Here is a 25,254-nt window from a genome sequence, read left to right as displayed (position 1 = left end):
TCGCCCCTTCTTTGATCTGCCCCACGGGCATCTCGAGGATAACGGCACAGCCAGCGCTCGGGTTGCGGTGGCGGGCGGAAATTCAGCCGATGCGCACCATGTGGTTGTCGTAGCGCGGCCCGCCCGACCGCCGCGAGGTGATGGCCACGCCCTCCCGGCGCGCCGCCACCTCCACCACTTCTCCATAGCCGGAGGCGGCGATGAACGTGCCGGCCTCGCGCCCCGCCGCGAGGCCGCAGCCGTCCGCCAGCGGCACGGCGCCGAGGTAGCGCCCGTCGGCGTCCCAGACGGCCACCTGGTTGCCGCGCGGCGTGGCGCAGGCGACGAACCGGCCGGAAGGGTCATAGGCCACCGAGCCCACATATCCGCGCAGGGATCGCCAGGCGTCCTCCGGCGCGTCAAAGGCGGTGAGGGCGCCGTCGGTGCCGATGCGGAAGAGCAGGGGGCGGGCCTCGCCGTCCTTCAGGAGGTCCTGCGCCGCCACCACCGTGCCGCCCCGCCCATCGCGGGCGAGGTGGCGCAGGGACAGGCTGGCAAGGTCGGCCGAGAGCCGTCCCTCGCCGCGCACGGCGCCGCTGTCCGGATCGAGCAGGGTGATGGCGGAGCCGGTGACTTCGGCATCGCGCGCCTCGGGCGTGTTGGGCTCGATGCCGCCGTTGGCGACGACGAGGGCGTTGCCGGAACGCATGAGGTCGTGCGGCCCGTCGCCGGCGGAGGTCCATTCGCGCGTGATCGCGAAGCCCGCCGCCACGTCTCGCACCGCCACGACGCCCCGTCCCATGCCGTGGGCGCCGGCCTGCGGCCGCTCGATCTCATTGGTCAGGAACAGCCGCCCGTCGGCCGTGAACCGGCCATGCCCGGAGAAGACGCGTCCCGCCCCCGGCTCGAAGCGGGCGACGATGCCGCCGCGCTGGTGGTCGAACACCAAGGCGATGCGGCCCGGCCGCCGCCCCACCACCACCGCCAGCGGACCCGTGGGGCTTGCCTCGATGCCATGCAGGCGGTCGGTGGAGGGCGCCTCGGGCGTGGCGGCGAAGGCCGCGTCCACACCCACGGCGGCGAAGCCGTCGCCCACCCCGGCCGTGGCGAGCCAGCCCTCGTCCACCGCTGCGCGGGCCACCCCGAGGCGCGATGCGGCGAGGACGGCGGCGGTGCCGAGCACGAGCGCGCGGCGGGTGAAAAGGGGGGCGCCCATCTCAGTCTCCATCGAGGGCGTTGAAGCCCAGCGAGATGCCGAAATAGGCCGCGGTCGGCTTGTAGACCGCGAGCTGCGCCGCCTTGAAGGCCTTGATGGCAGTCTGGATCGCTCCGGCGCCCGTGGCGGTCGCGGCGGCGGCGCCGATGTCCGCCGGCAGCCTCTCCGCCGCGGCGTCGGCGGCGGTGGCCGCCTTGTTCACCACCCACTGGGGGCGGCTCGGCAACTGGCTGCCCACCGCGGTCAGCAGGGCGTCGGCGCTGCGGATCATGTTGGCGGCCACGCGGCCGGAGCGGCCCGAGCGCCAGCTGTCGGCGAGGGTGGGCTTCGCGTCGGAGGGGCCGGAGCCGAGCACCGGGAGCAGCTTGGTGTCGGTCACCCGCTGGTAGGCGCCCGACAGGTCGGTAAGGATCATGCCTGGCAGGGCGCCGACATCGGGGAACAGGGCGGGGACGCCTTTGCCGGATACGATGTCGCCCAGCACGCCGGAGGATTTGTCCCCCCAGGCGGTGCGGACCTCGCCGGCGATGGCGGCGACGTTGCGGGCGATGGCGGTGCCGAGGGCGCAGCGCCGGGCGGCCTCGGGGCCGGCGGCCAGCGCCTCCGCCGCGCCGTCCTCGTAAAGCAGCCGCTCCAGCGCCGGCAGGCCCTGCACCGCCGCGCTCGACTGGGCGAAGCGCTCGGGCACGAGCCGGGCGGCGTCCTCATCGGCAAGCATCTCGGCAAGGCCGCGGGTGATGGCATTGCGGCGGTCGGGGAAGAAGGAGATGCGGTCGGTGCGCAGGGACAGGCTGATGGGACCGAAGGTGATGAACTCCACCGCGTTCCAGGCGTCGGCGGTGGCGCCGTAGGCCAGCTTGAGCGCGCCGATGCCGGCCGCTGACGGGGCCGGGCAGAAGTCCGCCCAGGCCTTGGCCTGCGCCGTGGAGGCGGCGACCAGCGTGTCGTAGCGCGGCAGCAGCCAGCCTTCGATCAGCGGCACCGGATTAAGCTTCGGATCAGCGGCAAGGGCGCCGCCGCCGAAGGCCAGCCCGGCGGCGACAAGGCCGGCCGCGGCGAGGACGGGACGCGCCATGGCGGCAGGGAAAAGTGAGGGCATGGCTGAGATCCGCGGCTGATGAATTGCGAGTTCAAAGCGAAGAAAGGTACCGCACGAGCAGGGACTTGTCCGTCGCGGAGAGCGCGCCGAAGCGCCGCGCCGCGCTTTCCGCCTCGCCGCCGTGGAAAGCGACGGCCTCCTCGACGGTGCGCGCGCGCCCGTCGTGCAGCAGCCCGGTCTCGGCGGCGAGGGCATCGGCGAGGCCGGCCAGCGGCGCGGTGCGCCATTCCGAAACGCCGGCTCCGGGCTCCGGCATGGTGTCGCCGAGGTCGGGTCCCATGTCGTGGAGCAGCAAGTCCGTGTACATCCGCGCCAGCCCGCCGCCGGCCGTGGGCAGCGCAGGCACATGGCAGGCAGCGCATCCGGCGGTGGCGAACAGGGCCGCGCCGCGCTTGCGGTCAACTGCCGGCAGCGTCTGCGGCTCCGGCACCGGCAGGGAGGCGACGTAGGCCACCACGCGGTCGAGCAGCGGCGCGCCGATCTCCAGCGCGTCGTCCGCCGTGCCCTCGGTGCGATTGGCGGTGCCGTGCGGCGCGGTGCGGCAGGCCGCCTGCGCCGGCGTGCAATCGCCCCACGGCTCGGGATGGTGGGGATTGGAGAGGCCGAGGTCGAGGAAGAAGGCTTCCGCCGACTGGCGCGCGAGGTCCGGCTGGGAGGCCTTCCAGCCGAACCGGCCGAGCACCACCCGCCCGTCCGCCCCGGTGATCCGCCGCGCGCGGCCGGAGACGCCGTCCTTGCCTTGGGCCTGCGCGCGCTCCACCGCGAGGATGGCGGCATCGGGCACGGCGGCGAGGGCGCCGCGGCCCCGAAGGTCCGGCGCGACGCGCAGCGACAGCCCGCTCGCCGGATCGAGAGGCCCATAGCCGAGCGCTTCGGGATGCGCCGTGCGGGCGGTGCGCCCGTCGCCGAGCGGCGTATCGGTAACGGCGATGACCCCCTCGCCGGGGATACCCGGCACCGCGTCGATCTGGAAGCGCCGGCCATAGACCGGATCGCCCGAGCCGTCGGGTCGGCCGATCATCAGCACGAAGCCGCGTTCGGCGGTGCCGTTCTCCAGCCGGGCGGGGGCACGGCCGTCGCGCGGGTGGCAGGTGGTGCAGGAGCGCGCATCGAACAGCGGCCCCAGCCCGTCGTCGCCGCGCGTGGAGGCGGGCGCAGGCACCCAGGGCCGCTTGAACAGGGCGCGGCCGATGGCAAGGTCCAGCCGGTCCAGCGTCTCGGCACCCCGCGCGGCCAGGGGTGCGGCGATGGGTGCGACGGCCGCCGCGAGGGCGAGGACGACGGCGGCGAGCCGGCGCATCACAGCACCCGGAACCAGCCCATGAGGCCGGAATCCATGTGCTCCAGGATGTGGCAGTGGAACACCCAGTCGCCGGACGTGGCGCGGAAGGCGATTTCCACCGTCTCGTTCGGCTCGGTCATGACCGTGTCGGCGAGATAGGGCGGGATCCCCGGCTTTTTCGAGGAGGAGAGCACCCGGAAGATGTGGCCATGCAGGTGCATGGGGTGCACGTGCTTGGTGACGTTCGTGATGGAGAGGATGTAGCTGTCGCCGTCCCTCAGCGTCATCAGCGGCGGCGGCAGGCGCAGGTCGGGCCCGGCGCCCCAGCTGTTGCGGTTGATCGCCCAGAAGGTACGGCTGCCGACGCAGGCCGAGGCGATCAGCGCCTTCGCCAGCGGATCGTCGGGCGGCAGGGGCTCGGCGGTGACGATGGGGCCGGCTGCGGTCTGCACCAGATAGTCGAGCCGCGTCGCGCGCTTCAGGTCCGGCTGAGGCACCTTGGGCGGCGGCAGCGCCTTCGGGCGGAAGGAAGTCTTCTTTCGGCCCTTGTCCACCGCCACCAGCGTAGTGAGGAGATAGGGCTCGGCGGTGCGATAGTCGTAGACCTTCACCTCGGCGCCCGGCGCCGGCATGCGCACGTGGACGTCGAGCCGCATGGCCGGTCCCATGCGCCAGATCTCGTCCGGCAGCTTCGACAGGAGCAGCGGCGGCAACGCCTGCCCGTCGATGGCGATGATGGCGGCGTCCTCGGTGTCGCAGCCGAAATCGATGGTGCGGGTGTTGTCGGCGACGATGACCCTCAGGCGCACGTCGCCATAGGCCGGCGCCTCGACGCGCGGCGGCGTCACCGATCCGTTGGTGGCCCGCACGGTGCCGAAGGTGCCGGATGTGGAGGCGCCCTCGTCGGTGAACATCTCCAGCCAGCGCCCGTTGTCCGCGTCGAGGCGCCAGTCCTTCACGATGACGAAGTGCTCGGCATCGAAGCCGAGCTTCGCCTCCGCCGGGTCGTCCACGAGGAGCAGCGCCACAAGGCCGCGCCCGACCTGCCCGGTCTCGTCGCAATGGGGATGGAAGAAATAGAAGCCCGGATCGGGCAAAGGCACGTCGTAGGAAAAGCGTCCCCCGGCCGGGATCGGCGCCTGCGTCAGCGGCGAGACGCCATCCGAAAGGTAGGGCACCCTGACGCCGTGCCAGTGCACGGTTGTGGGATCGGGCAGCCGGTTCTCGAAATCCACCTGCAGGCGCGTGCCGACGGGGGCACGCAAGGTGAGGAAGGGCGTGCCGTCATAGGTGCAGACGCCTTTGGTGCGCGGCTTGCCCGGGCCAAGCAGCGGCGCCTCCATCTCGCCGGCGGCGAGCGCGAGCCGGCGGACCGGTGCGCTCTTCGGCAAGGTGTCCCGCGAGGTCGGCAACCGGCCGAGGGCGGAGGGGGCGAAGCCCGCCGCTCCCGCCGCAGCGCCGCCGAGGAGGACCGCTCGACGCGAGATCATCGCGCTCCCTTTACTTGGCAACGGCCTTGGGATTGTCGAGGCTGTCGGACCCTTCCACCTTGATCTGGAGCTTCAGGGCGGCGACGCCGCGCTCGATGGCGTGGGCCTGGGCCACCAGGGCGTCGACGCCGTCCTGGATCAGCTTGGCGCCCTTGGTGTTTCCCTCCACCAGCATCTGGTCGTAGCGCATCTCGCCGGAATCGGCGGTGTCCTTCAGCGTCTTCAGGGCGGCGAGGGCGGCGTTCGACTTGGCGTCGATCTCGTCGGCGATCTTGGCATCGGCGGCGCGCACCAGATCGGCCACCGAGGGGCCGGTGACGGTGGAGCCGTCCGGCTTGGTGTAGCGGCCATAATAGACGGCGCGGATGCCCTCTTCGTCGTAATAGTGCGCATTCTGGGTGTTGTTGGAGAAGCAGTCGTGCGCCTCCTCCGGGTCGTGCAGGATGAGGCCGAGCTTCATGCGCTCGCCCGCCAGCTCGCCGTAGGAGAGCGAGCCGATGCCGGTGAAGATCACCGCGAGGCCCGGCTTGTCCTTCTTCTTCAGCAGCGCGGCGCGGGCCTTGCCCTTCGCGCCCCAGGCCGCGGCCATCTCGTCGAGGTCGGCGACGAGGGTGTCGGTGGCGACCTTGAGATACTGGCCGCGTCGGTCGCAATTGCCGTTGGTGCAGTTCTTCTGGTCATAGTCGGTGTAGGCCCGCTGCCCCTCGCTCGGGGTGGCGTTGTGCAGGTTCTGGCCCCACAGCAGGAACTCGATGGCGTGCCAGCCGGAGCCGACATTGGCCTCGACGCCGCCGGCGGTGTTGAGGTCGTGAAGCAGCTGGGGGGTGATCTTGGTGACGTCGACGGTCTTCTTGCCGATGCGGATCGACTTCGAGGCGATCACGTTGGCGGTGTAGAGCGGGTTCTCGTCGGACTTCTCGCCGTAGCTCTTCTTGTCCACGTAGTCGATGAGACCCTCGTCGAGGGGCCACGCGTTCACGTTGCCCTCCCAGTCATCGACGATCTTGTTGCCGAAGCGGAAGGCCTCCGTCTGCTGGTAGTAGACGCGGGCCGACTTCCACGCGCCGCGCGCCTTGCCCAGGGTCTCGGCGCTGGGCGCGGCAAGGAAGGCGTCGATGGCCTTCTGCAGGTCCTTGGCGGTGGCGGCGGAGGATTCGTACATGACCTGCGCGAGGTCGGCATAGTGAACGATCACGTCGCGCGGCTTGGGCGCATCGGCGAGCGCGGGGCTCACGAATGCTGCGACCGCAGCGACGACTGCGCCTAGAAAATGCGCGCGCATCGACCTTCTCTCCTTCAAAATCGCAAAATTCGGCAGGGTCGGGGCAGAGTCCCTTCGCCGCGGAGATTATGGTTGCTGAACCGGGGCGGCAAGCGCCCGGGCAGACTATGGAAATATTCCATTCTGAATTACCTGTTCAGATGACCCCCTCGCCAAAGTCGAATTGCCGCAGACCTTAGTAGAACCACGTAGGAGGCAGTGCAGGGCGCTCCCCTCCTCAAAATGCAACTCCCCGTCGGCTCGTCTCACCTCAAATTGTTTCGGATAAAGGGTTTGCGCGCGGCCAACGCACCGCTCCTAGAGGCTGCCCGAACGGGTAAATTACGATTATAACAATTCCAAATCTGTTCGCGGCCGATGACAGAGGTTCCGCCGCGATGTTAATTTCCGAGCGAGTGTCGCGCCGAATGCGCTGACGCAGGGTCAGGAATACTTTGCGGCTCGGAATTACTTTCTCGGCCAAGAAGACCCGGCGCCCGGCGTCCTGAATTCGGGCGTGTCCTGAAGTGGCGCGTCCTGGAGTGGCGCGTCCCGGAGTGAACGGGTCGGCGGATGGCCCCAGTCGTCCGTCGGAGGCGCTTCGGGACTGCTGGCGAGGAAGAAGAGGTCGCGATGATTGCCGCGTTGCTGATCGTTTTCCGTGAAGTGCTCGAGGCGGGCATCGTCGTCGGCGTCGTGCTCGCCGCTTCGGAGGGCATTCGCCATCGCGGACTGTGGATCAGCTTCGGCATTCTCGGCGGCATCGCCGGTTCCGGCGTGCTGGCGCTCTTCGCCGATCGCATCGCCTCCACCTTCGAGGGCTCGGGCCAGGACATCCTCAACGCCGCCATCCTCTCTGTCGCGGTGGTGATGCTGGTGTGGACCGTCGTGTGGATGGCGAGCCACGGCAAGCACATGGTCGCCGAGATGCGGGAAGTGGGGCGCGACGTGAAGGAGGGCCGCCGGCCGCTCGCCGCCCTCGCCATCGTGGTGGGCATGGCGGTACTGCGCGAAGGCATCGAGATCGTGCTGTTCCTCTATGGCATTTCCACCACCGAGACGGAGAGCGCCGGCGCCGTTGTGCTCGGTGGGCTGATCGGCCTCGCCGGCGGCGCGGCCGTGTCGCTGGTGCTCTACCGCGGGCTCGTGGCGATCCCGCTCAAGCACCTGTTCAAGGTCACGTCAGTCCTCATCACTCTGTTGGCGGCAGGCCTTGCGGCGCAGGCCATCGGCATTCTCCAGGATGCCGGCTTCATCCAGTCCCTGTCCGATCCGGTGTGGAACACCAGCTGGCTGCTCGCCGACGACAGCGCCGTTGGCCGCGTGCTGCGCACCTTGGTGGGCTATCGCGCCGAGCCCACGGGCATGCAGGTCATCGCCTATGTCGCGACCGTGGTGACCATCGTGGTGCTCTCCGCTTTGGTCAACGGGCGCATCGCTGCCGCCAAGCCGCCGCAGCAGGCCCGGGCCTGAGCGGCGCGCCCGTCGCGCATCGCGGCGGCGAGGGCGGCGTTTCCGAGGCACGCAGCTTCCGGTATGCTGACCCCGCGCGCCCCCGAGCTTCCGCCCGGGCGCACGTCGCCGGCGCAGCGCGGGAGGAACATCGTGACGAGGAAGGACGGCACCCGCCTGTTTCTGCGCGTGGATTTCGCCGACGGGCGGCGCCTCGGTCCGGGCAAGATCATGCTGCTGGAGGCGATCCGCGAGCATCGCTCCATCCTCTCCGCCGCCAAGGCCATCGGCATGAGCTATCGCCGCGCCTGGTTGCTGGTGGATGAACTCGACCGCATGTTCGAGCAGCGGGTCATCGTCACCTTCCCCGGCCGCCGCGGTGCCGGCACCGAGGTGACCGCCTTCGGCGAGCGGGTGATCGCGCTTTACCGCGCCATGGAGCGGCAGGCGGCCAAGGCCACCGGCGGCGCGCTGGACGAGCTCACGATGGCTCTTGCGGCGGATTTCCCCCAGCAACAACACGCAACGCCGGAGGAGCCGGACGGACCGGCGCCGGAGCGGCCGGCGAAGAAGGCGGGCTGAGGATCTCAGATCCCGGCGACTGGAAGCCCGCCGGCCGGCTGTCCACCGTCACCGCCTTGATCATCGCCCACACCTGCATGCCCGGCTCCAGCCCCAGGCGGATGACGCTCTCCTGCGTCACCAACGCGTGCAGGCGGCCGTGGGGCAGCGCCAGCTCCACGTCGGAGAACGGGCCTTCCGCCCGGCGGATGGAGGAGATGGTGCCGCCGATGCGGTTGGTCACCGAGACGTCGATGGGCCGCGAGAGGGACAAGGACACGTCGCGCGAGCGGATGCGCACGCGCGCCGCCGCCCCGATGGGACGGCCCACCAGTGGCACCCGGAGCTCGCCGTCGGCGAAGGCGACCGTGGAGAGGCCGAGCTCGGGATCGTGCGCCGTCACCACGCAGTCGAGGATGGTGCCGAGGTCGAAGCGGCCGAGCACCGGCAGCAGCTCTGGCCGGGACAGCACGTCGGACAGCCCCCCGCAGGCGATCACCTTGCCGTCGGCCACCGCCGCCACCGCATCCGACAGGCGCAGCACCTCCTCCACCGAATGGCTCACATAGAGGATGGGCAGGGCCAGCTCGTCCCTGAGCCGCTCGAGATAGGGCAGGATCTCGCCCTTGCGCATTTCGTCGAGGGAGGCGAGGGGCTCGTCCATCAGCAGCAGGCGGGGCTGGGAGAGCAGAGCACGGCCGATGGCGACGCGCTGCTTCTCGCCGCCGGAGAGGGTGTGCGGCCGCCGCTTCAGCAGATGGGCGATGCCCAGCATCTGCACCACCGCGTCGAAGCCGATGGTGCGCGCCCGCCGGGCCCGCCGCTCGCCGTAGCGCAGGTTGTTCTCGACACTCATGTGCGGAAACAGCCGCGCGTCCTGGAAGACGTAGCCGCAGCCCCGCTTCTCCATGCCGATGTCGATGCCTCGGGCGCTGTCGAAGAAGGTCTCACCGTCTACCGCGATGCGCCCCGCGTCGGGCCGAATGGAGCCGGCGACGAGCTGGATGATCGTGGTCTTGCCCGAGCCTGAGCGGCCGAACAGAGCGGTGACGCCACTGCCCGGCGCGTCGAAGCGCGCTTCCAGCCTGAAGCCGGTGGAGCGGGCCAGGGAAACGTCGATCTCGATCACAGCTGCCCCAGCGCGAGCTTGATGCGCCGGTCCGCCATCTCGGCAAGGATCAGCGCGCCGAGGGCGAGGATCACCGACACCACCGTCAGCCGCAGCGCCATGGCGTCGCCGTCGGGCATGTGGGTAGCGCTGTAGATGGCGAGCGGGATGGTCCGCGTCTGACCCTCGACGTTCGATACGAAGGTGATGGTGGCACCGAACTCGCCCAGGGCCGAGGCCAGCGAGATGAGGCAGCCGGAGAGCACGCCGGGCATCATCAGGGGAAGGGTCACCGTGAAGAAGGCATCGAGCCTGCTCGCCCCGAGGGTGCGCGCGGCGGTCTCGATGCCGCGGTCGATGCCGCCGATGGCGAGGCGGATGGCGTTGACCGTGAGGGGAAAGCTCACCACCGCCGCCGCCACGGTCGCGCCGGCCGTGGAGAAGATCAGCGAGATGCCGAACCACTCGTGCAGATACTGGCCGAGATAGCCGCGATTGCCGAGGGTGATGAGCAGGAGATAGCCGACCACCACCTTGGGCAGCACCAGCGGCAGGTGGACGATGCCGTCGAACACGCCCTTGCCGGGGAAATCGAAGCGCGCCAGCACCCAGCCGATGAGGATCGCGGGCGGCAGGCTCCAGACGGTTGCCCAGAAGGCGACATGGAGGCTGAGCCTGACGGCCGTCCATTCTTCGGGGGTGAGCATAGGGCAGGGTTCCGACGGTACAGGCGGCAAGTTTACGCCCAAGGCGCGGAACAGGCGAAGCAATTCCCGTTCCGTGCAGGGCCGGCGCCCGAGGCGCCGGTGGCGGGCCTCACTTCACGCTGAAGCCGTACTTCTTGTAGATCTCCTTTGCCTCGGGTCCCTGGAGGAAGGCAAAGAAGGCTTTGGCCGCCGGCGTGTCCTGCCCCTTCACCAACGCGAAGGGATATTCCACCGGCGGGTAGCTCTCCGGCGGGAAGGACGCGACGACCTTCACTTTCTTGGCGATGGCGGCGTCGGTGGCGTAGACGACGCCATAGGGCGCCTCGCCGCGCTCCACCAGGGCGAGCGCTGCGCGCACGCTCTCGGCGCCGACGATGCGGGGGGCCACCTTGTCCCACAGGCCGAGGCTGGTGAAGGCCTGCTTGGCGTAGACACCCACCGGCACACTGTCCACGAGACCGGTGGCAATGCGGCCATTGGGGCCGAGCAATGCGTCGATGTCCATGCCCTTGGCGATGGCCACGGGCTTGGCCTTGTCGGCCGGCGCGACCACCACGAGATCGTTGCCCAGCAGCTTCACCGCGGTGGTGGGCAGGGTCAGGCCCTTGCCGTCGGCGTATTCCATCCACTTCAGGTCGGCGGAGGCGAAGATGTTGGCGGGGGCACCCGCCTCCATCTGCTTGGCCAGCGCGGAGGAGGCCGCGAAGGAGAACCGGATGGTGTCCTTGGCGCCCTTGGCCTCATAGGCCTTGGCGACATCCTGCAGCGCGTTGGTCAGGCTCGCCGCGGCAAACACGGTGACCGTTTGCGGGGCCTGCGCGGCGGCCGGCAAAGGTGCGGTGGCGACCAATGCCCCGAAGAGTCCGAGGATGCGGCGGCGGGAGAAAAGAAAGCTCGTCATGGCAATGACACCCCGGCAATGGGCACGTGATATGTTCATTGATATATAGCATGACGCCGCGAGACAAGCCCGTCCGTCGCGACCGGTGGTAGCCGAAAGCGCCGGCGGGGCCGGGGAGTGAGGATTTTGCTGCGGTGCGGCATGAGGCCGCGGGCAGCGACGTCGGCGGGTGGGGGAGCCCTAACGAGGCCGGCGGCCTCAGTAGCCCATCAGCTTGAACACCGCCGCGCCGGGGGCGAGCATGGCGAAGGCCCAGACGGCGGCGCTCGCCACGTTGGCGACCTGGAAGTGGGTCTGACGCATGGCGAGGATGCCCGCCACCAGCGGCACCACCGCGCGGATCGGCCCGAAGAAGCGGCCGATGGCAATGCCCCACACGCCGAAGCGCTGGAAGAAGTCCTCCGCCCGCGCCACCAGGTCCGGCCGCCGCGACAGGGGCCAGAAGGTCTTCGCCCGGTCCTTGTAGTGGAAGCCGAGCCAGTAGGAGATGGCATCGCCCAGCGCCGCGCCCGAGGCGGCCGCGAGCCAGATGGGGAAGAAGTGCAGCCCGCTCGCCTCGATCAGCGCGCCGATGGCCAGCAGCAGGACGGTGGCGGGAATGAAGAAGGAGATGAGCGCCAGCGATTCGCCAAAGGCGAGGCCAAACACCACCGCCGGCGCCAGCGTCTGGTTCTGCTGCACGAAGCGGGTGGTCATCGCGACGATGGACTCGATGTCGATCATGTCATCTCCTGCCGGCAACATCGGGAGCCGGCCTGCATTGCGCAAGCTGGTATCCGCCCGGCAGCGCCCCCTTGGCCGACCACTTGGGCGAAATCGAGCCGGCGGCGGCGCGCCGGTGGGCGAAATGCGCGGCGATGCCTTGAAATCGTCATCGCAATGCGTCATACGGCTCATGTCGCGCCCTCGGGGGAATTTGAGATTCCTCTTTTTGCGCGCTCGGGCCGCGTAGCGGAGACCGCTGGAGCTTCCTTTCGACGAAGCATCGCAAGCGGCTTTGCCCGATCTCATCATTTGCCCTTGGACACCCCAGGCCACGCGGGATGTCGAATATCCCCGCGAACCGCGCTGCGCCAAATGCGTGCGCCGGTGTCGTTCGCATATGAAAGTCAGAGCTTGACCTCTTTTTCTGCTCTCGGCCTTGCCGAGCCCATCGTTCGCGCCCTCACCGAAGCGCAGCACGTCACGCCCACCCCCATCCAGGCTGAAGCCATCCCCCAGGTCCTGTCGGGCCGCGACCTCATCGGCATCGCGCAGACCGGCACCGGCAAGACCGCCGCCTTCGCCCTTCCCATCCTCGACCGTCTGGTGCGCCATCCCCGCCGGCCCGATCCCAAGTCGGTGCGCGCTCTGGTGCTTTCGCCCACCCGCGAGCTGTCCGGCCAGATCGTCGACAATTTCGTGAAGTTCGGCCGCCACGCCAACATCTCGTGCACCCTCGCCATCGGCGGCGTGCCCATGGGACGGCAGATCCGCGCCCTCTCGCGCGGCATCGACGTGCTCGTGGCCACGCCCGGCCGGCTGCTCGACCTGGTGGAGAACCACGCGGTCAAGCTCGACCAAGTGGAAGTGCTCGTCCTCGACGAGGCCGACCAGATGCTGGACATGGGCTTTGTCCACGCCATCCGCGCCATCGTGCGCCGGCTGCCGCACAAGCGGCACTCGCTGTTCTTCTCCGCCACCATGCCGCCGGCCATCGCCGAGCTCGCCGGCTCCATGCTGCATGATCCGGTCCGCGTCGCCGTCACCCCGGTGGCCAAGACCGCCGACCGCGTCGAGCAGCGCGTGATCCACGTGGACAAGGCCAACAAGGGCCAGCTTCTCGCTGAGGTGCTCTCCACCGAGGAGATCGACCGCGCCCTCGTGTTCGCCCGCACCAAGCACGGTGCCGACAAGGTGGTGCGCGTGCTCGCCAAGGCCGGCATCGCCGCCGAGGCGATCCACGGCAACAAGTCGCAGAACCAGCGTGACCGCGTCCTGCTCTCCTTCCGCGAGGGCAAGATCCGCACCCTGATCGCCACCGACATCGCCGCCCGCGGCATCGACGTGACCGGCGTCAGCCACGTCATCAACTACGATCTGCCCAACGTCCCCGAGAGCTACGTCCACCGCATCGGCCGCACCGCGCGCGCCGGCCGCGAGGGCATCGCCATTTCCTTCTGCGATCACGAGGAGCGCGCGTTCCTGCGCTCCATCGAGAAGCTCATCAAGCTGCAGATCCCAGCGAGCGACCGGCGCGGCGCGGGCATGCGCTTCAATGTGCCGGACGCCCCGCCGATCGAGTTGGACGAGCGCGACGAGACCGCCGAGCGCAATGATTATGTCGGCCGTGGCCGCCAGCCTTCGCGCGGCGGCCAGCGTCAGCGGTCCGGCGAGCAGCGCTCCGAGGGCCGCGGCCGCAAGCCTTCGGGCGAGGGCCGCAGCGCCGACGCCCGCTCCGGCGAAGGTCGTGGCGAGGCCCGCCCGGGCGGCCGTACCCAGCAGCCGCGCGGCGAAGGCCGCACGGGCGAGGGCCGGCACGGCGAGGGACGCCACGGTGAAGGCCGTCACGCGGGCGGCCGGTCCGAGGGCCGCCCCGAAGGCGCCGGCGGCCATCGTTCCGCCGGTCATGGCGCGGGCCAGCGCGCCGAGCGCCCGCAGCGCTCCGAGCGCAGCCAGGGCGCGTCCGGTGAGATCGGCGGGCTTGGCTTCATGAAGGCTGTGCCGAACCGTGGCGACGCGGGCGCGGGCCGTCCCGCCGGGGCCAAGCGCCCCGTGCGCTGAAGCATCGCGCGCGCGCCGATGATTTGATGCGCCGGGCATTTTCTTCCGCCCGGCGCATCCCACCTATGGGAAAATGGGCGTTTTCGTGAGATAAGCCCGCCAAATTCGTCCCGCTGTGCGGGACCGCTGGAGACGACTATATGGCGAAGGAAGAACTGCTGGAGTTCGAGGGCACGGTGACCGAGGTGCTGCCGGACGGCAATTTCCGGGTGCGGCTCGACAACGACCACCAGATCCTGGCCTATGCGGCCGGCAAGATGAAGAAGAACCGCATCCGCACCATCGAGGGCGACCGCGTGGTGGTGGAGATGTCCCCCTACGATCTCGATCGCGGCCGGATCAACTTCCGCCACAAGGCCGAGGGCAACGCCCCGCCGCCCGGCGCCCGCCGCCAGCAGAATTTCCGCCGCCGCTGATCCTTCGCGGGATCGCGGACAGGGCGTTCGGCGCCGGCCGGGGAAATCCCCGCGCCGGCTTTTGGCGTTTGAGGCGGCATGACGCGCACGACGATCCGCGCGCCCTGAGGGGGGAGGGCGTGCCGCTCAATCCCGTGCGGCGCCTGAGCGTCGCCTTCTCAGCTGAGTTTGCAGGTGAATTTGGTGCCGTTCGCCGTGGTTCCATTGGCCACGGTGCGGCTTGAGTTGAGTGTCACCGGATAGTTTCCGCCGGACGAGAAGCCCTCAAGGTGGATATAGGCGGAGCTCCCTCCGTCATAAGAGCTGTTGACCATGCTGGGTGCGCTGCATTTCCAGCTCTTCTTGGTCTGAGCCCATGCGGCGGATGTCGAGACGGCAGCACCAAGGCTGGCGATGATAATGCCGCCAGCGACACGACGGGCAATGGCAGCGCGGGCGGAAACGGGTTGGAGGGTCGGATATGCCATTCTGGCCTCCCGGTGGATCTCGCGCATGGTAAGGCTCGACCGCCTTGATACAAAGTTCGCGCGCGCGGCGGAGGCCGCCACGGGCGAGCCGCTCGGCCCGCCCATCAGCGCGCGTCAGCCTTGACGAGATCCGCCGCCTTCTCGGCGATCATCATCACCGCCGCCGCCGTGTTGGCCGAGACAATGGTGGGCATCACCGCCGCGTCCACCACCCGCAGGCCTTCGATGCCCCGCACCCGCAGATGCGGATCCACCACGGCCTCGGGTCCCGTGCCCATGCTGCAGGTGCCCACGGGGTGGTAGATGGTCTGGCCGGTGCGGCGGGCGAACTCCAGGAAGTCCGCGTCGCTCTCCACCTGCGGCCCCGGGTTCATCTCGAAGGCGCGATAGGGGTCGAGGGCCGGCTGCTCGACGATGCGGCGGGCGATGCGCATGCCCGCGACAAGGCAGTCGCGATCCTCTCGGGCATCGAGGAAATTGGGCCGGATGGCCGGCGCCGCCATGGGGTCCGCCGACTTCGCATGGATCGAGCCCACCGACTGGGGGCGCATCTGGGTGACGCCGATGGTCATGCCCGGCATCCGGTCGAGCGCCCGGTCGGCGGCGTTGGCGTAGCTCGCATGCATGAAGAAATACTGCACGTCGGGGCCTTCCAGCTCCGGCCGGGTCTTCACGAAGCCATGGGCGAGGCCGGTGCCGAGCGTCAGGATCCCGGTGCGCGTAAGGAAATATTGGGCCACCGCCCTGGTCAAGGCGAGGCCGCGGGTCTGCTCGTTGAGCGTCACGGGCAGCTTGACCCGCCAGTTCATGCGGGTGGCGAAATGGTCCTGGTAATTGTTGCCTACGCCGGTGAGGGCGTGGACCACCGGGATGCCCGCGGCCCGCAGCACCTCGGGATGGCCGATGCCCGACAGTTCGAGCAAATGGGGGGATTGCACGGCCCCGGCGGTGAGCAGCACCTCGCCATTGGCGTGGGCCGTCTCCTCCGTCCCCTCGCGCCGGAACACCACGCCGGTGGCCCGCCGTCCCTCCAGGACGAGGCGCAGGACCTGGGCGTTGGTGATCACCTTGAGATTGAGGCGCGACAGCGCGGGGCGCAGATAGCCGTCCGCCACCGTCCAGCGCCGGCCGGCGCGCTGGTTCACCTGGTAATAGCCAAAGCCATCCTGCGTCGCGCCGTTGTAGTCGGGATTGCGGGCGAAGCCGGCCTCCTGCGCCGCGGCGATGAAGGCCTCGGACAGGGCAGGGCGCTCGGCCACGCGCACGATGCTGATGGGGCCTGAGGTGCCGCGCAGGGTGTCGTCGCGGTCGGGCGCGTCGAAGGTCTCCAGCTTCTTGAAATAGGGCAGCACCTCGTCCCACCCCCAGCCGGTGGCGCCGCGCTGCGCCCAGCCGTCGAAATCCTGCGGCTGGCCGCGCACGAAGATCATGCCGTTGATGAGCGTCGAGCCGCCGAGCCCCTTGCCGCGCGGCACCACGATGGGCCGGTCGTAGGTGTTGGGCTCGGGCTCCGTGTTGAAGCGCCAGTTGAAGGCGCTGCCCGACAGGAGCTTGGAGAAGCCCGCCGGAATGGGCACCCAGAACCCCTTGCCGCTGCCGCCCGCCTCCAGCAGCAGCACGCTGCGGCGCGGATCTTCCGAAAGCCGCGCGGCGAGGATGCATCCGGCGGTGCCGCCTCCGACGATGATGTAGTCGAACCTGTCCATGCTGTTCATTCCGCAGCGAAACCTGTTGTGCGCCCGCCTGTCCCTCAGCTGGCGACGGCGGCTAGGCGATCGGGCGGCAGCGGCGTGCCCTTCGCCGCCATGGCGAGGGCAAGGCCCGCCATCACCTCCTCCTTGCCGGCGAAGGCGGCGCGCTCCAGCACCTTCGAGATGGTGGGCGAGGCGATCTTGCCGGTGACGCGCTGCACTGGCTGGTCCAGCCAGTCGAGATAGCGGCGCTGGATCTCGTCGGCGAGGAAGCCGCCGTAGGAGGTGGAGAGGGAGCCCTGCTCCACGATGAGCACGTTGTTGGTCTTGCGGATGCTCTCGCCAATGGTGTCCCAGTCGAGCCCGGCGCGGTCGAGGGACCTGAGGTCGATGATCTCGGCATCGAGTCCGAGGTCGTCCACCGCCTCGCGGCTGCGGTGGACCATGGCGGAATAGGTGAGGATGCTCAGTTCACGCCCCGGCCGCGCCACCTTGGCCTTGCCGAAGGGGATGATGTAGTCGAGGTCGCCATCCGGAATGGCCCCGGAGGTCTGGTAGAGGTCCACGTGCTCGATGACGAGGACCGGGTCCTCGCAGGCGAGGGCCGCATTCATCAGCCCCACATAGTCGAACGGGGTCGAGGGCGCGACGATGCGCCAGCCCGCAGAGGTGGCGAAGACGCCCGCCGGGTCCAGCGAATGCTGGGAGCCGTAGCCCGTGCCCATGGCGATCTTGGTGCGCAGCACCAGCGGCACCGGCACGTCCGCCCCGAACATGTGCCGCGCCTTGCCGATCTGGTTGAACACCGGGTCGGCGGCGACCCACATGAAGTCGGGATACATGAACTCGATGATGGGCCGGTAGCGGCGATCCATGGCGATGCCGCCGGCAAGGCCCGCGAACGCGCCTTCGGAGATGGGCGTGCCGAGGCAGCGCTCCGGGAAGGCGGCGGCGAGGCCGCGGGTGGCGCCGTTGGTGCCGCCCTTCAGCTTGTGGATGTCCTCGCCCATGATGACGAAGCGGTCGTCGGTCTCGAAGCGGCGGTGGAGCACGTCGGCGATGGCGTCCACGAACTTGCGCTCGGCAAGCCTGCCGCGATAGGTCGCCTCCTCCTCGTCGCGCTTGCCCGCAAGTTCACAGAGGTCGCCGCGGATGCCCTCGTCCACGAAGGACACGTCCGGCCACAGCTCCGGCCGCACCCGGCGCTTGTTGCCCACCGGCTCCACCAGCTTGGCGGCGGCGTCCGCCATGGCGGCCTCGGCGCGCTCGGTCAGCGCATGGAGATCCGCCTCGGTGAGGATGCCGCGCGCCACCAGCGCGGCGCCGGTGCGCTTGATGGGATCGCGGGCGCGCCACGCTGCCTCCTCCTCCTTCGTGCGATAGCCGAAGGCGGAGCCGGGCAGGGGGCCGTTCTGGTGGAAGTAGCGATAGACGTCCGCCTCGATCACCGCCGGACCGTGACCGGAGCGCATGATCTTCAGGGCCTCCTGCGTGGCGAGGTGGACCGCCAGCGGGTCCATGCCGTCCACCTTGAAGGAGGGGATGCCGAAGCCGGTGCCGCGTCCGGAGAGGCGCGTCTCGCGGGTCGCTTCCTCCACGGTGGTGGCCACCGCATAGCCGTTGTTCTCGATGAAGAAGAGCAGCGGCAGGTCCCACGCCGCGGCGAGGTTCATGGTCTCCAGAACCGCGCCGATGTTCACCGCGCCGTCGCCGAAATAGGAGATGGCCACGTCGCCCGTGCCGGCGCGCTTGTGGGCGAACGCGGCGCCTGCCGCCAGCGGCACGCCGCCGCCGACGATGGCATTGGTGCCGATGGCCCCCGCCTCGCCCCAGCGCAGATGCATGGAGCCGCCGCGCCCGTGGCCGAAGCCAGGTTCGAGGCCCAGGATCTCGGCGAGCGAGCGGTGGAGGAGGACGTGGGTTTCCTCGCTCAGCGGCGCCGTGGGGTCGAGGCCGGGCGCGACGTAGGCCAGCGCCTTGGCGAGGAACTGGTGATGCCCACGGTGGGAGCCGTTGACCTGATCGGTGGGGCGCAGGCCCACGATGGAACCCGCCGCGCCGCCCTCCTGCCCAATGGAGGAATGGGCCGGACCGTGCACGAGGCCTTCGCCCGCCAATTCCAGCACCTTCTCCTCGAAGGCGCGGATGAGCGCCATCTGCGCCAGCAGCTCCTTGAGCAGAGCCGGGTCGGCGGCGGCCCAGTCGGCCTCGGTCGTTTTCAGTTCGACCCAGGGCGCTGCGGGGGTGAGGGCAATGGTCTCGGGCATATGGATCTCCGTGCCGCGGCGTCCTCCTGCGCTCGGAGTGGCGTCGGGACCTTGGACTAAACGTTTCGCTCCAGCGCCTCCGGCACCCGCCGGAAGCCGCGTTCAGATGTAGCCGTAGGCCGTCCAGCCGCCGTCCACGGCCATGACCTGTCCGGTGACGGCGCTCGCCTGTTCGGAGGCGAGGAAGACGGCCATGCGCGCCACCTCGTCCGCCTCCACCAGCCGGCCCATGGGGGTGCGGGCGCGCAGCCTGTCGAGGTCGAGGCGGCCGCGTTCGGCGAGGTCGTCGAGGAAGGGTGTGCGCACATAGCCGGGGGCGATGGCGTTCACCCGCACGCCTTCGCCTGCCCATTCGCAGGAGAGCGCCTTGGCCATCATGGCAACGCCCGCCTTGGAGGCGCAGTAGCCGATGCGCTCGGGCGCGGCGACGATGCCGTACATGGAGGCCATGAGCAGCAGCGAGCCGCCGCCCTGCGCGATCATCCGCCGCCCCGCCTCCTGCGCCGTGAGGAAGACGCCGGTGAGATTGATGGAGATGACGCGCTCCCACTCCTCCTCGCTCAGCGAGAGGGTGGGTGCGTTCTGCGAGACGCCGGCATTGGCGAGGCAGATGTCCACCGGGCCGAACCGCGCCTCGGCGGCATCGAAGGCGGCCACGATCTCCGCCTTGCGCGTCACCGAGCCGGTGATGGCGATGGCCTCGCCCAGCTCCTCGGCGCGCGCGGCTGCGGCGGGATCGAGGTCCAGCAGCACGAGCGACGCGCCCTCCGCACGGAACGCCCGCGCGACGGCGAGGCCGAGGCCAGAGGCGCCGCCGGTGATGAGGGCGCAGCGGCCCTTGAGCGCGCCGGTCACGAGGCCGCTCCCAGGGTCCGCATGCCGAGGAAATCGGCCATCAGGTCCAGCTGGCAGGCGAGCATGGGCGTGCCAGGATGGATGCGGCAGCCCTTCGCCTTCGCCGCGGCGAGAAGGGCGGTCTCCTCCGGCTGCATGATGACCTCGGCGACGATCTGGTCTGCCGTGAGGCGCGCGGCGTCGAGGGGCAGCGGATCGTCCGCCTTGAGGCCGAGGGAGGTGGCGTTGGCGACGATGTCGTGGCCGGACGGATCGGCGCCGCCGATCTCTACCGGCGCGCCGGGATGGGCCTCGGCGAGGCGGCGGGCGAGATCCTCCGCCTTGGCGCGGGTGCGGTTGGCGATGGTCAAGCGCGCGACGCCGGCCTCCACGAAGGCAAACGCAATGGCATTGGCCGCTCCGCCCGCCCCGGCGAGATAGACGCGCGCGCCCTTCGGATCGATGCCGGCGGCCTTGAGCCCGCCGACGAAGCCCTTGCCGTCCAGCATGTCGCCGACAAGGCGCCCGTCCGCCTCCCGGCGCACCACGTTCGCCGCGCCGATGCGACGGGCGCTGTCGCTCACCTCGTCCAGCAGATCGACGATGGCGCTCTTGTGGGGCACCGTCACCACGAAGCCGCCGAGGCTCCGGATGGTCCTGAGGCTCTTCACCAGCGCCGCCAGATCGTCCGGCGCCACATGGAAGGGCACCATCACGCCGTCGCGGTCCTCCCGCGTCATCAGCGCGTTGAGCATCTGCGGCGTGCGCACGTGGTGGATGGGATCGGCGAGGATGGCGAACACCTTCGTGTGGCCGCTGATCGCGCGCAGCACGATCGGCGCTTTCGCCGGGGCGTCGTCGGGGAGGTGCGTCGGAGAATGCGCCGGGGTGGTCATGGGGGTCATGTCCCGAAAGCTCAGATGCCGAGATAGGCGGTCTTGATGTGCGGATCGGCGAGAAGGCCGGCGCCGGTGTTCTCGATGGCGATGGCGCCGTTCTCGATCACATAGGCGCGGTCGGCGATCTTCAGGGCGTGGAACGCCTTCTGCTCCACGAGGAGAACCGTGGTGCCGGTCTTGCAGATACGTTCGATGACGTCGAACATCTGCCCGACGATGATGGGCGCGAGGCCGAGCGAGGGCTCGTCCAGCATGAGCAGCTTCGGCTTCGCCATCAGCCCGCGGGCGATGGCCACCATCTGCTGCTCGCCGCCGGAGAGCGAGCCGGCCATCTGGCCGAGGCGCTCGCGCACCCGGGGGAAGATGTCCAGCACCTCCTCGAAGCGCTCGGCCATCCCGACGCGGGCATTGGGGTGGTAGCCGCCCATCAGCACGTTGTCGCGCACGCTCATCACCGGGAAGAGCTGGCGTGCCTCCGGCACCATGATGAGGCCGGAGCCGACGATCTGGTCCGGGCTCATGCGGTCGATGCGCTTGCCGTCGAACTCGATGGTGCCGGAGGTGGGCTTCACGAGGCCGGAAATGGCGCGCAGCAGCGTCGTCTTGCCGGCGCCGTTGGAGCCGATGATGGTGACGACCTCGCCGCGCCCGACGTGGAGGGAAATGTCCTGGAGGATGACGGTCCGGCCATAGCCGGCGGTCACGTCAGAGACCTTGAGCATGGACGAAATCCTCCCCGAGATAGGCCTCGATCACCCGGCGCTCGCGCACCACCTGTTCCGGGGCGCCCTCGGCGATCACCTTGCCGCTGTCGATCACCACGATCCGGTCGGACAGGCTCATGATGGCCTGCATGTTGTGCTCGATGGCGATGACGGAAACGCCGCTGTCGCGGATGGCGCGGATGAGCTCCACCATCTTCAGCGTGTCCGACTGGCTCTGCCCGGCCATCACCTCGTCGAGCAGCAGGATGGCCGGCTCGGTGGCAAGGGTGCGCGCCACTTCCAGCCGCTTCAGGCCGCCGATGGGCAGGGTCCCCGCCTCCACGTCCTTCACGTCGTAAAGGCCGACGGTGCGGGCCACCCGCAGCGCCACGGCGCGGGCGTCGTCCACCGCGCGGTGGCGCAGGAAGGCGCCGATCATGATGTTCTCCAGCACGGAGAGCTTGCCGAACGGCTGGACGATCTGGAACGTGCGACCGATGCCGAGGCGGGCGAAGGCATCGGGCGTTTTCGGCTGGTGCCATTTCCCGTCAGGTCCCAGCAGTTCCACCGTGCCCGAATTGGGTGCGAGGAAGCCGGAGAGCTGGGCGAAGACGGTGGTCTTGCCGGCGCCGTTGGGCCCGATGACGCCGAGGATCTCGCCGCGCTTGAGGGTGAGGGACACGTTGTCGGTGGCCACCAGCCCGCCGAAGCGCTTGACCAGATCGCTCGCCTTCAGCACCGGCTCGCCGGCCGTGCCGCCCACCACCTTGGCCGCCGGGGCGACGGTCTCCGGCCGCGTCCGCCCGCCGCCGGGCAGCCTGTCGATGAGGCGGGTGACGAAGGGGCCGAAGGTGCCCACCAGCCCGCCCGGCAAGGTGAGCGTGATGATGACCAGAACGGTGCCGTAGACGAAGCCGTGCAGGCCATTGGCCGAAGCCCCGAGCCAGCCGCGGGCGAGTTCCGCCAGCGGCACCACGAGCACCGTGCCGAGCAGCGGTCCCGCCACCGTCCCGAGGCCGCCGATGAGGGCGAACATGGCGATCTCGATGGCGGTGGCCAGCGAGAACAGCGTCGCCGGCTCCAGGAAGGTCATGTACATGGCGTGGAAGGTGCCGACGCAGGCGGTGAGGGCTGCCGACGCGGCGATGGCCCACAGCTTCACGCCATTGATGTTGATGCCCGCCGCCTGGGCCGCGCTGTCGCGCTCCCGCACGGCGGTGAGCGCATAGCCGAGCCGCGAGTTGCGGATGGCGTAGGAGACGGCCAGCGACAGCAGTAGCAGGCCGAAGGCGATGTAGAGATAGTTGATCTTCTCGCGGAAGATCATCCACGGCCAGCCCAGCTGCAGCGGAACCACGAGGCCGGCGGAGCCGCCGGTGATGCCGTTGAAATGGATGGCGAGCAGGCGCACCACTTCCAGGAAGGCGATGGTGGCGAGGGAGAAGAACGGTCCCCTCAGCCGGAAGCAGGGATAGCCGATGCCGAGGCTGACGAGGGCGGCCAGCGCCGCGCCGGCGATCATGCCGATCCAAGGCGAGAGCCCGAAATGCTGCAGCAGCAGGGCCGCGGTGTAACCGCCGATGCCGTAGAACACGGTATGGCCCAGCGAGAGCTGGCCGGCATAGCCGCCAAGGATGTTCCAGGCCGTGGAGAGCGCGCCGAACACGCAGATGGTGACGAATACGTGCACCATGAAGGTCGAGCCTGACCACGCCGGGATGATGACCAGCAGGGACAGGAGCATGAGCGCGCAATAGACTCGCGGATCGGTGATGCGCGCGAAAAGGGACGGGCGGCCGGTGGCGGCGGGCGCGGCCGATGTGGCGGGCGAGGAGTCTTGCAGGCTCATCGGGTCACTCCGTGCCGCGGCCGAGGCCGAACAGGCCGGTGGGCTTGAAGATGAGGATGGCGAGGAAGATCGCGAAGTAGACGACCTCCTTCAGATCGGGCGCGATGTAATAGCCGGAGAGGCTGTCCACGAGGCCGATGATCATGGCGCCGAAGAAGGCGCCGTACATGGAACGCATGCCGCCCAGCACCACCACCACGAAGGCGGTGAGCACGAAGTAGGTGCCGATCGTCGGCGTCACCGGATAGAGCGGCATCACCAGCGCCGAGGCGAGTCCGACGCAGGCGGCGCCGATGCCGAAGGCGATGACGTAGATCTGGTCCACCTTCACGCCCATGAGCAGCGCCGCATTGCGGTTCTGCGCGGTGGCGCGGATGGCGCGGCCGAGCGCGGTGGACTGCATGAAGAGGTGCAGGCCCGCGACCAGTGCCAGGGCGCACACGAACATCACGATCTGCCCCTTCACCAGGGAGAAGCCGCCCACCATGAGCGTGCCCTGCGCGGCGGACGGGGGGATGGAATAAAGGTCCGCGCCGAACACGAGCAGCGCGAGGTTCACCAGCGCCGTCGAGAGACCGACGGTGGCGAAGATCTGGATATGCTCCTCGGCGCCCAGCAGCGGCTGGATGAGAAAGCGCTGCACCGCCGCGCCGATGGCGAACAGCAGGATCACGATGGGCACCGCGGCGGCGTAAGGGTGCAGGCCGAGCTTCGCGGCGAACAGGTAGGCCGCGTACATGCCCACCATCAAAAACTCGCCATGGGCGAAGTTCACCACCCGGACGATGCCGAAGATGAGGGTAAGGCCGACGCTGATGATGGCATACATGCTGCCGAGCAGGATGCCGTTGAGCACCAGCTGGATAAGGACGTCCATCGCGCTTGGCTCCGTGCGCAGGTGGTGTTGGGGCGTAGCGTCCGGGCGTGGCGGGCCGGCGCCGCACCCGGGCAGGGGCGCGGCTTCGGCCGGCAGGCGCAGCGGACTGCGCCGTCCCGGATCTGGGGTCCCCGCCCGGAGCCAGACCGGGCGGGATGCGGCGGCGCGGGAGGTGCGCCGCCTCAGGCAACCGCTCAGTTGGTGCCGACGCCGACCTTCATCTTGGCCACCGCCGCGTTCTCGGGGAACACGGTGACAAGGTTGCCGCCCTGCCACTGCATCAGGAAGGGCACGGCGCGGGTGTTCTGGCCCTGCTCGGAGAACTTGGCGCCCCACCCCGTGGCGGTCTGGCCGACGGGGATGTCCACGGCGAGCACGGCGGCGCGTACCTTGTCGGCGTCGGTGCCCTTGGCGCTGGCGATGGCGTCGAAGAACACCTTGGCGCCCATGTAGTTGGCAAGCGAATGGCCGGAGCGCGGGTCGATGCCGTACTTGGCCTTGTACTTCGCCGCGAACGCGTCGATGCCCGGCGCCGCCTTGGGGTTGGTGGCGTACTGGGTGAAGTCCACGTCGAGGGCGCCTTCCATGTTGTCCGCGCCCACCGCCTGCATGGTGTCGCGGGTGGAATAGCCGCCGCCGGCACCCATCACCGCCTTGGGCTTGTAGCCCTGGTCCTTCATCTGGCGGAAGAACAGCACGGTGTCGTTCTGGTAGGAGGTCTGCAGCACCACGTCGGCGCCGGCGGACTTGAGGCGCAGGATGACCGGGGTGAGGTCAACCGATTTGGCGGAATAGGGCAGCACCTCCACCACGTTGAGGCCCTTCTCCTTGGCGCGGGTCTTCTGATAGCCGGAGACGGTCTGCCCGTAGAGGCTGTCCTCGTGGATGATGCCGATCTTGAGGTCGCCGGGCTTGGCGTTTAGCGCCGGGGCGATGGCCTCGATGATGGAATCCACCATGCGGTTGGCGAAGTCGCGCGCCGTGGCGTTGGTGCGGAAGACGTATTTGAAGCCGCGTTCGGTGATGGGATCGGAAATGGCGCCGAGCTCGAAATAGGGGATGTTCGCGAGCTCGGTCACCTGCGTCGCCGCCAGCGACAACGACGAGGAATAGGTGCCGAAGATGGCCGAGACCTTGTCCACCGAGGTTAGGCGCCGGGCCTCGCCGACGGCCTGGTTGGGATCGACCGCGTCGCCCTTGATGAACTCGATCTTCTGGCCGTTGATGCCGCCGGCCGCGTTGCGCTCCTCCACCGCCAGCTCGAAGCCGCGGAAGCTCTCGTCGCCGAGCAGCGCAAGGGTGCCGGAGAAGGGATAGAGGGCGCCGAACTTCAACGTGCCCTGCGCCGCTGCAGGCTGGGTCATGGCCAGCGGCACAGCGGCAAGCATAGCGGCGGCGAGCGCCGCGCGCGCAAACATCTTCATGGTTTCC

Annotated in this window: 22 protein-coding genes; 4 read left to right on the top strand and 18 right to left on the bottom strand. The window is 69.5% G+C overall.

Annotated features, from left to right (window positions below; translation table 11 throughout):
• Positions 1–82 precede the first annotated feature (82 nt).
• From ABLE93_RS00320 to ABLE93_RS00300, 5 genes are read right to left on the bottom strand one after another with little or no spacing between them, the layout of a single operon-like run.
• Positions 83–1,195: a DUF1513 domain-containing protein gene (locus ABLE93_RS00320; RefSeq protein WP_348837047.1), complete on the bottom strand. Its 1,113-nt coding sequence runs from the start codon at positions 1,193–1,195 to the stop codon at positions 83–85.
• Between the two features lies 1 nt (position 1,196).
• Positions 1,197–2,294 (bottom strand): imelysin family protein, encoded by a 1,098-nt coding sequence (locus ABLE93_RS00315; RefSeq protein ID WP_348837046.1) that lies wholly within the window; start codon positions 2,292–2,294, stop codon positions 1,197–1,199.
• A 31-nt stretch (positions 2,295–2,325) separates the two neighbouring features.
• Complete coding sequence (locus ABLE93_RS00310) at positions 2,326–3,594, bottom strand: di-heme oxidoredictase family protein (protein ID WP_348837043.1); 1,269 nt, start codon at positions 3,592–3,594, stop codon at positions 2,326–2,328.
• Positions 3,594–5,066, bottom strand: coding sequence for a multicopper oxidase family protein (locus tag ABLE93_RS00305; protein ID WP_348837042.1), 1,473 nt, complete (start codon positions 5,064–5,066; stop codon positions 3,594–3,596). The genes ABLE93_RS00310 and ABLE93_RS00305 overlap by 1 nt, the downstream gene beginning before the upstream one ends.
• Positions 5,067–5,076: 10 nt before the next feature.
• Positions 5,077–6,348, bottom strand: a complete 1,272-nt coding sequence (locus ABLE93_RS00300; protein WP_348837040.1) for an imelysin family protein — start codon at positions 6,346–6,348, stop codon at positions 5,077–5,079.
• Positions 6,349–6,960: 612 nt separating this feature from the next.
• Between ABLE93_RS00300 and ABLE93_RS00295 the strand changes: the two genes are divergently transcribed.
• Positions 6,961–7,800, top strand: coding sequence for an FTR1 family iron permease (locus tag ABLE93_RS00295; RefSeq protein ID WP_348837039.1), 840 nt, complete (start codon positions 6,961–6,963; stop codon positions 7,798–7,800).
• Between the two features lie 132 nt (positions 7,801–7,932).
• Positions 7,933–8,361, top strand: a complete 429-nt coding sequence (locus tag ABLE93_RS00290) for a winged helix-turn-helix domain-containing protein (RefSeq protein ID WP_348837037.1) — start codon at positions 7,933–7,935, stop codon at positions 8,359–8,361.
• Here ABLE93_RS00290 and modC read toward each other — a convergent pair.
• From modC to ABLE93_RS00270, 4 genes are all read right to left on the bottom strand, one after another.
• Positions 8,261–9,469, bottom strand: coding sequence for a molybdenum ABC transporter ATP-binding protein (gene modC / locus ABLE93_RS00285; protein ID WP_348837035.1), 1,209 nt, complete (start codon positions 9,467–9,469; stop codon positions 8,261–8,263). The two genes, ABLE93_RS00290 and modC, sit on opposite strands and share 101 nt — an antisense overlap.
• The gene (gene modB, locus ABLE93_RS00280) at positions 9,466–10,155 is read right to left on the bottom strand and encodes a molybdate ABC transporter permease subunit (RefSeq protein WP_348837032.1); all 690 of its coding nucleotides are present in this window, start codon (positions 10,153–10,155) and stop codon (positions 9,466–9,468) included. Before modB ends, modC begins: the two co-directional genes overlap by 4 nt.
• Before the next feature lie 109 nt (positions 10,156–10,264).
• On the bottom strand, positions 10,265–11,056 hold the full coding sequence (modA, locus tag ABLE93_RS00275; RefSeq protein ID WP_348837030.1) for a molybdate ABC transporter substrate-binding protein: 792 nt from the start codon (positions 11,054–11,056) through the stop codon (positions 10,265–10,267).
• Positions 11,057–11,254: 198 nt separating this feature from the next.
• On the bottom strand, positions 11,255–11,779 hold the full coding sequence (locus ABLE93_RS00270; RefSeq protein ID WP_348837028.1) for a DedA family protein: 525 nt from the start codon (positions 11,777–11,779) through the stop codon (positions 11,255–11,257).
• A 393-nt stretch (positions 11,780–12,172) separates the two neighbouring features.
• Here ABLE93_RS00270 and ABLE93_RS00265 point away from each other — a divergent pair, with 393 nt between their 5' ends.
• Positions 12,173–13,819, top strand: coding sequence for a DEAD/DEAH box helicase (locus ABLE93_RS00265; RefSeq protein WP_348837026.1), 1,647 nt, complete (start codon positions 12,173–12,175; stop codon positions 13,817–13,819).
• 140 nt (positions 13,820–13,959) lie between these two features.
• On the top strand, positions 13,960–14,235 hold the full coding sequence (infA, locus tag ABLE93_RS00260; RefSeq protein WP_012115181.1) for a translation initiation factor IF-1: 276 nt from the start codon (positions 13,960–13,962) through the stop codon (positions 14,233–14,235).
• Positions 14,236–14,393: 158 nt separating this feature from the next.
• Here the strand turns inward: infA and ABLE93_RS00255 are convergent, their stop codons facing one another.
• The 9 genes from ABLE93_RS00255 to ABLE93_RS00215 form a co-directional block, all read right to left on the bottom strand.
• Entirely contained in the window at positions 14,394–14,702 is a 309-nt protein-coding gene (locus ABLE93_RS00255; protein WP_348837023.1) for a hypothetical protein, read from the bottom strand.
• 104 nt (positions 14,703–14,806) lie between these two features.
• Entirely contained in the window at positions 14,807–16,408 is a 1,602-nt protein-coding gene (locus ABLE93_RS00250; RefSeq protein WP_510182951.1) for a GMC family oxidoreductase, read from the bottom strand.
• Between the two features lie 44 nt (positions 16,409–16,452).
• Positions 16,453–18,660 carry an alpha-ketoacid dehydrogenase subunit alpha/beta gene (locus tag ABLE93_RS00245; RefSeq protein WP_348837017.1) on the bottom strand — a complete coding sequence of 736 codons (2,208 nt, stop codon included), beginning with the start codon at positions 18,658–18,660 and terminating at the stop codon, positions 16,453–16,455.
• 102 nt (positions 18,661–18,762) lie between these two features.
• Positions 18,763–19,515 carry an SDR family NAD(P)-dependent oxidoreductase gene (locus tag ABLE93_RS00240; protein ID WP_348837015.1) on the bottom strand — a complete coding sequence of 251 codons (753 nt, stop codon included), beginning with the start codon at positions 19,513–19,515 and terminating at the stop codon, positions 18,763–18,765.
• Positions 19,512–20,390, bottom strand: a complete 879-nt coding sequence (locus tag ABLE93_RS00235) for a shikimate dehydrogenase family protein (RefSeq protein ID WP_348837012.1) — start codon at positions 20,388–20,390, stop codon at positions 19,512–19,514. The genes ABLE93_RS00240 and ABLE93_RS00235 overlap by 4 nt, the downstream gene beginning before the upstream one ends.
• A gap of 20 nt (positions 20,391–20,410) precedes the next feature.
• A complete protein-coding gene (locus ABLE93_RS00230; protein WP_348837010.1) occupies positions 20,411–21,115 on the bottom strand; it encodes an ABC transporter ATP-binding protein in 705 nt (234 codons plus the stop codon).
• Positions 21,099–22,946 carry a branched-chain amino acid ABC transporter ATP-binding protein/permease gene (locus ABLE93_RS00225; protein WP_348837007.1) on the bottom strand — a complete coding sequence of 616 codons (1,848 nt, stop codon included), beginning with the start codon at positions 22,944–22,946 and terminating at the stop codon, positions 21,099–21,101. The genes ABLE93_RS00230 and ABLE93_RS00225 overlap by 17 nt, the downstream gene beginning before the upstream one ends.
• A gap of 4 nt (positions 22,947–22,950) precedes the next feature.
• Positions 22,951–23,823 (bottom strand): branched-chain amino acid ABC transporter permease, encoded by an 873-nt coding sequence (locus ABLE93_RS00220; protein WP_348837005.1) that lies wholly within the window; start codon positions 23,821–23,823, stop codon positions 22,951–22,953.
• Positions 23,824–24,017: 194 nt separating this feature from the next.
• The gene (locus tag ABLE93_RS00215; RefSeq protein WP_348837003.1) at positions 24,018–25,247 is read right to left on the bottom strand and encodes an ABC transporter substrate-binding protein; all 1,230 of its coding nucleotides are present in this window, start codon (positions 25,245–25,247) and stop codon (positions 24,018–24,020) included.
• Positions 25,248–25,254 lie beyond the last annotated feature (7 nt).

Origin of the sequence: Xanthobacter pollutisoli (assembly GCF_040044995.1) — a bacterium.
Taxonomy (GTDB): domain Bacteria; phylum Pseudomonadota; class Alphaproteobacteria; order Rhizobiales; family Xanthobacteraceae; genus Xanthobacter.
The sequence above is the reverse complement of the archived record's forward strand: the minus strand, read 5'-3'. Positions and strand labels throughout refer to the sequence as shown.

Excerpts from the sequence above, each read along its gene's own strand:
- ABLE93_RS00320 (WP_348837047.1), bottom strand. The coding sequence starts at position 1,195 with ATGGGCGCCCCCCTTTTCACCCGCCGCGCGCTCGTGCTCGGCACCGCC.
- ABLE93_RS00315 (WP_348837046.1), bottom strand. The coding sequence starts at position 2,294 with ATGCCCTCACTTTTCCCTGCCGCCATGGCGCGTCCCGTCCTCGCCGCG.
- ABLE93_RS00310 (WP_348837043.1), bottom strand. The coding sequence starts at position 3,594 with ATGCGCCGGCTCGCCGCCGTCGTCCTCGCCCTCGCGGCGGCCGTCGCA.
- ABLE93_RS00305 (WP_348837042.1), bottom strand. The coding sequence starts at position 5,066 with ATGATCTCGCGTCGAGCGGTCCTCCTCGGCGGCGCTGCGGCGGGAGCG.
- ABLE93_RS00300 (WP_348837040.1), bottom strand. The coding sequence starts at position 6,348 with ATGCGCGCGCATTTTCTAGGCGCAGTCGTCGCTGCGGTCGCAGCATTC.
- ABLE93_RS00295 (WP_348837039.1), top strand. The coding sequence starts at position 6,961 with ATGATTGCCGCGTTGCTGATCGTTTTCCGTGAAGTGCTCGAGGCGGGC.
- modB (WP_348837032.1), bottom strand. The coding sequence starts at position 10,155 with ATGCTCACCCCCGAAGAATGGACGGCCGTCAGGCTCAGCCTCCATGTC.
- modA (WP_348837030.1), bottom strand. The coding sequence starts at position 11,056 with ATGACGAGCTTTCTTTTCTCCCGCCGCCGCATCCTCGGACTCTTCGGG.
- ABLE93_RS00270 (WP_348837028.1), bottom strand. The coding sequence starts at position 11,779 with ATGATCGACATCGAGTCCATCGTCGCGATGACCACCCGCTTCGTGCAG.
- infA (WP_012115181.1), top strand. The coding sequence starts at position 13,960 with ATGGCGAAGGAAGAACTGCTGGAGTTCGAGGGCACGGTGACCGAGGTG.
- ABLE93_RS00255 (WP_348837023.1), bottom strand. The coding sequence starts at position 14,702 with ATGGCATATCCGACCCTCCAACCCGTTTCCGCCCGCGCTGCCATTGCC.
- ABLE93_RS00250 (WP_510182951.1), bottom strand. The coding sequence starts at position 16,408 with ATGGACAGGTTCGACTACATCATCGTCGGAGGCGGCACCGCCGGATGC.
- ABLE93_RS00245 (WP_348837017.1), bottom strand. The coding sequence starts at position 18,660 with ATGCCCGAGACCATTGCCCTCACCCCCGCAGCGCCCTGGGTCGAACTG.
- ABLE93_RS00235 (WP_348837012.1), bottom strand. The coding sequence starts at position 20,390 with ATGACCACCCCGGCGCATTCTCCGACGCACCTCCCCGACGACGCCCCG.
- ABLE93_RS00230 (WP_348837010.1), bottom strand. The coding sequence starts at position 21,115 with ATGCTCAAGGTCTCTGACGTGACCGCCGGCTATGGCCGGACCGTCATC.
- ABLE93_RS00225 (WP_348837007.1), bottom strand. The coding sequence starts at position 22,946 with ATGAGCCTGCAAGACTCCTCGCCCGCCACATCGGCCGCGCCCGCCGCC.
- ABLE93_RS00220 (WP_348837005.1), bottom strand. The coding sequence starts at position 23,823 with ATGGACGTCCTTATCCAGCTGGTGCTCAACGGCATCCTGCTCGGCAGC.
- ABLE93_RS00215 (WP_348837003.1), bottom strand. The coding sequence starts at position 25,247 with ATGAAGATGTTTGCGCGCGCGGCGCTCGCCGCCGCTATGCTTGCCGCT.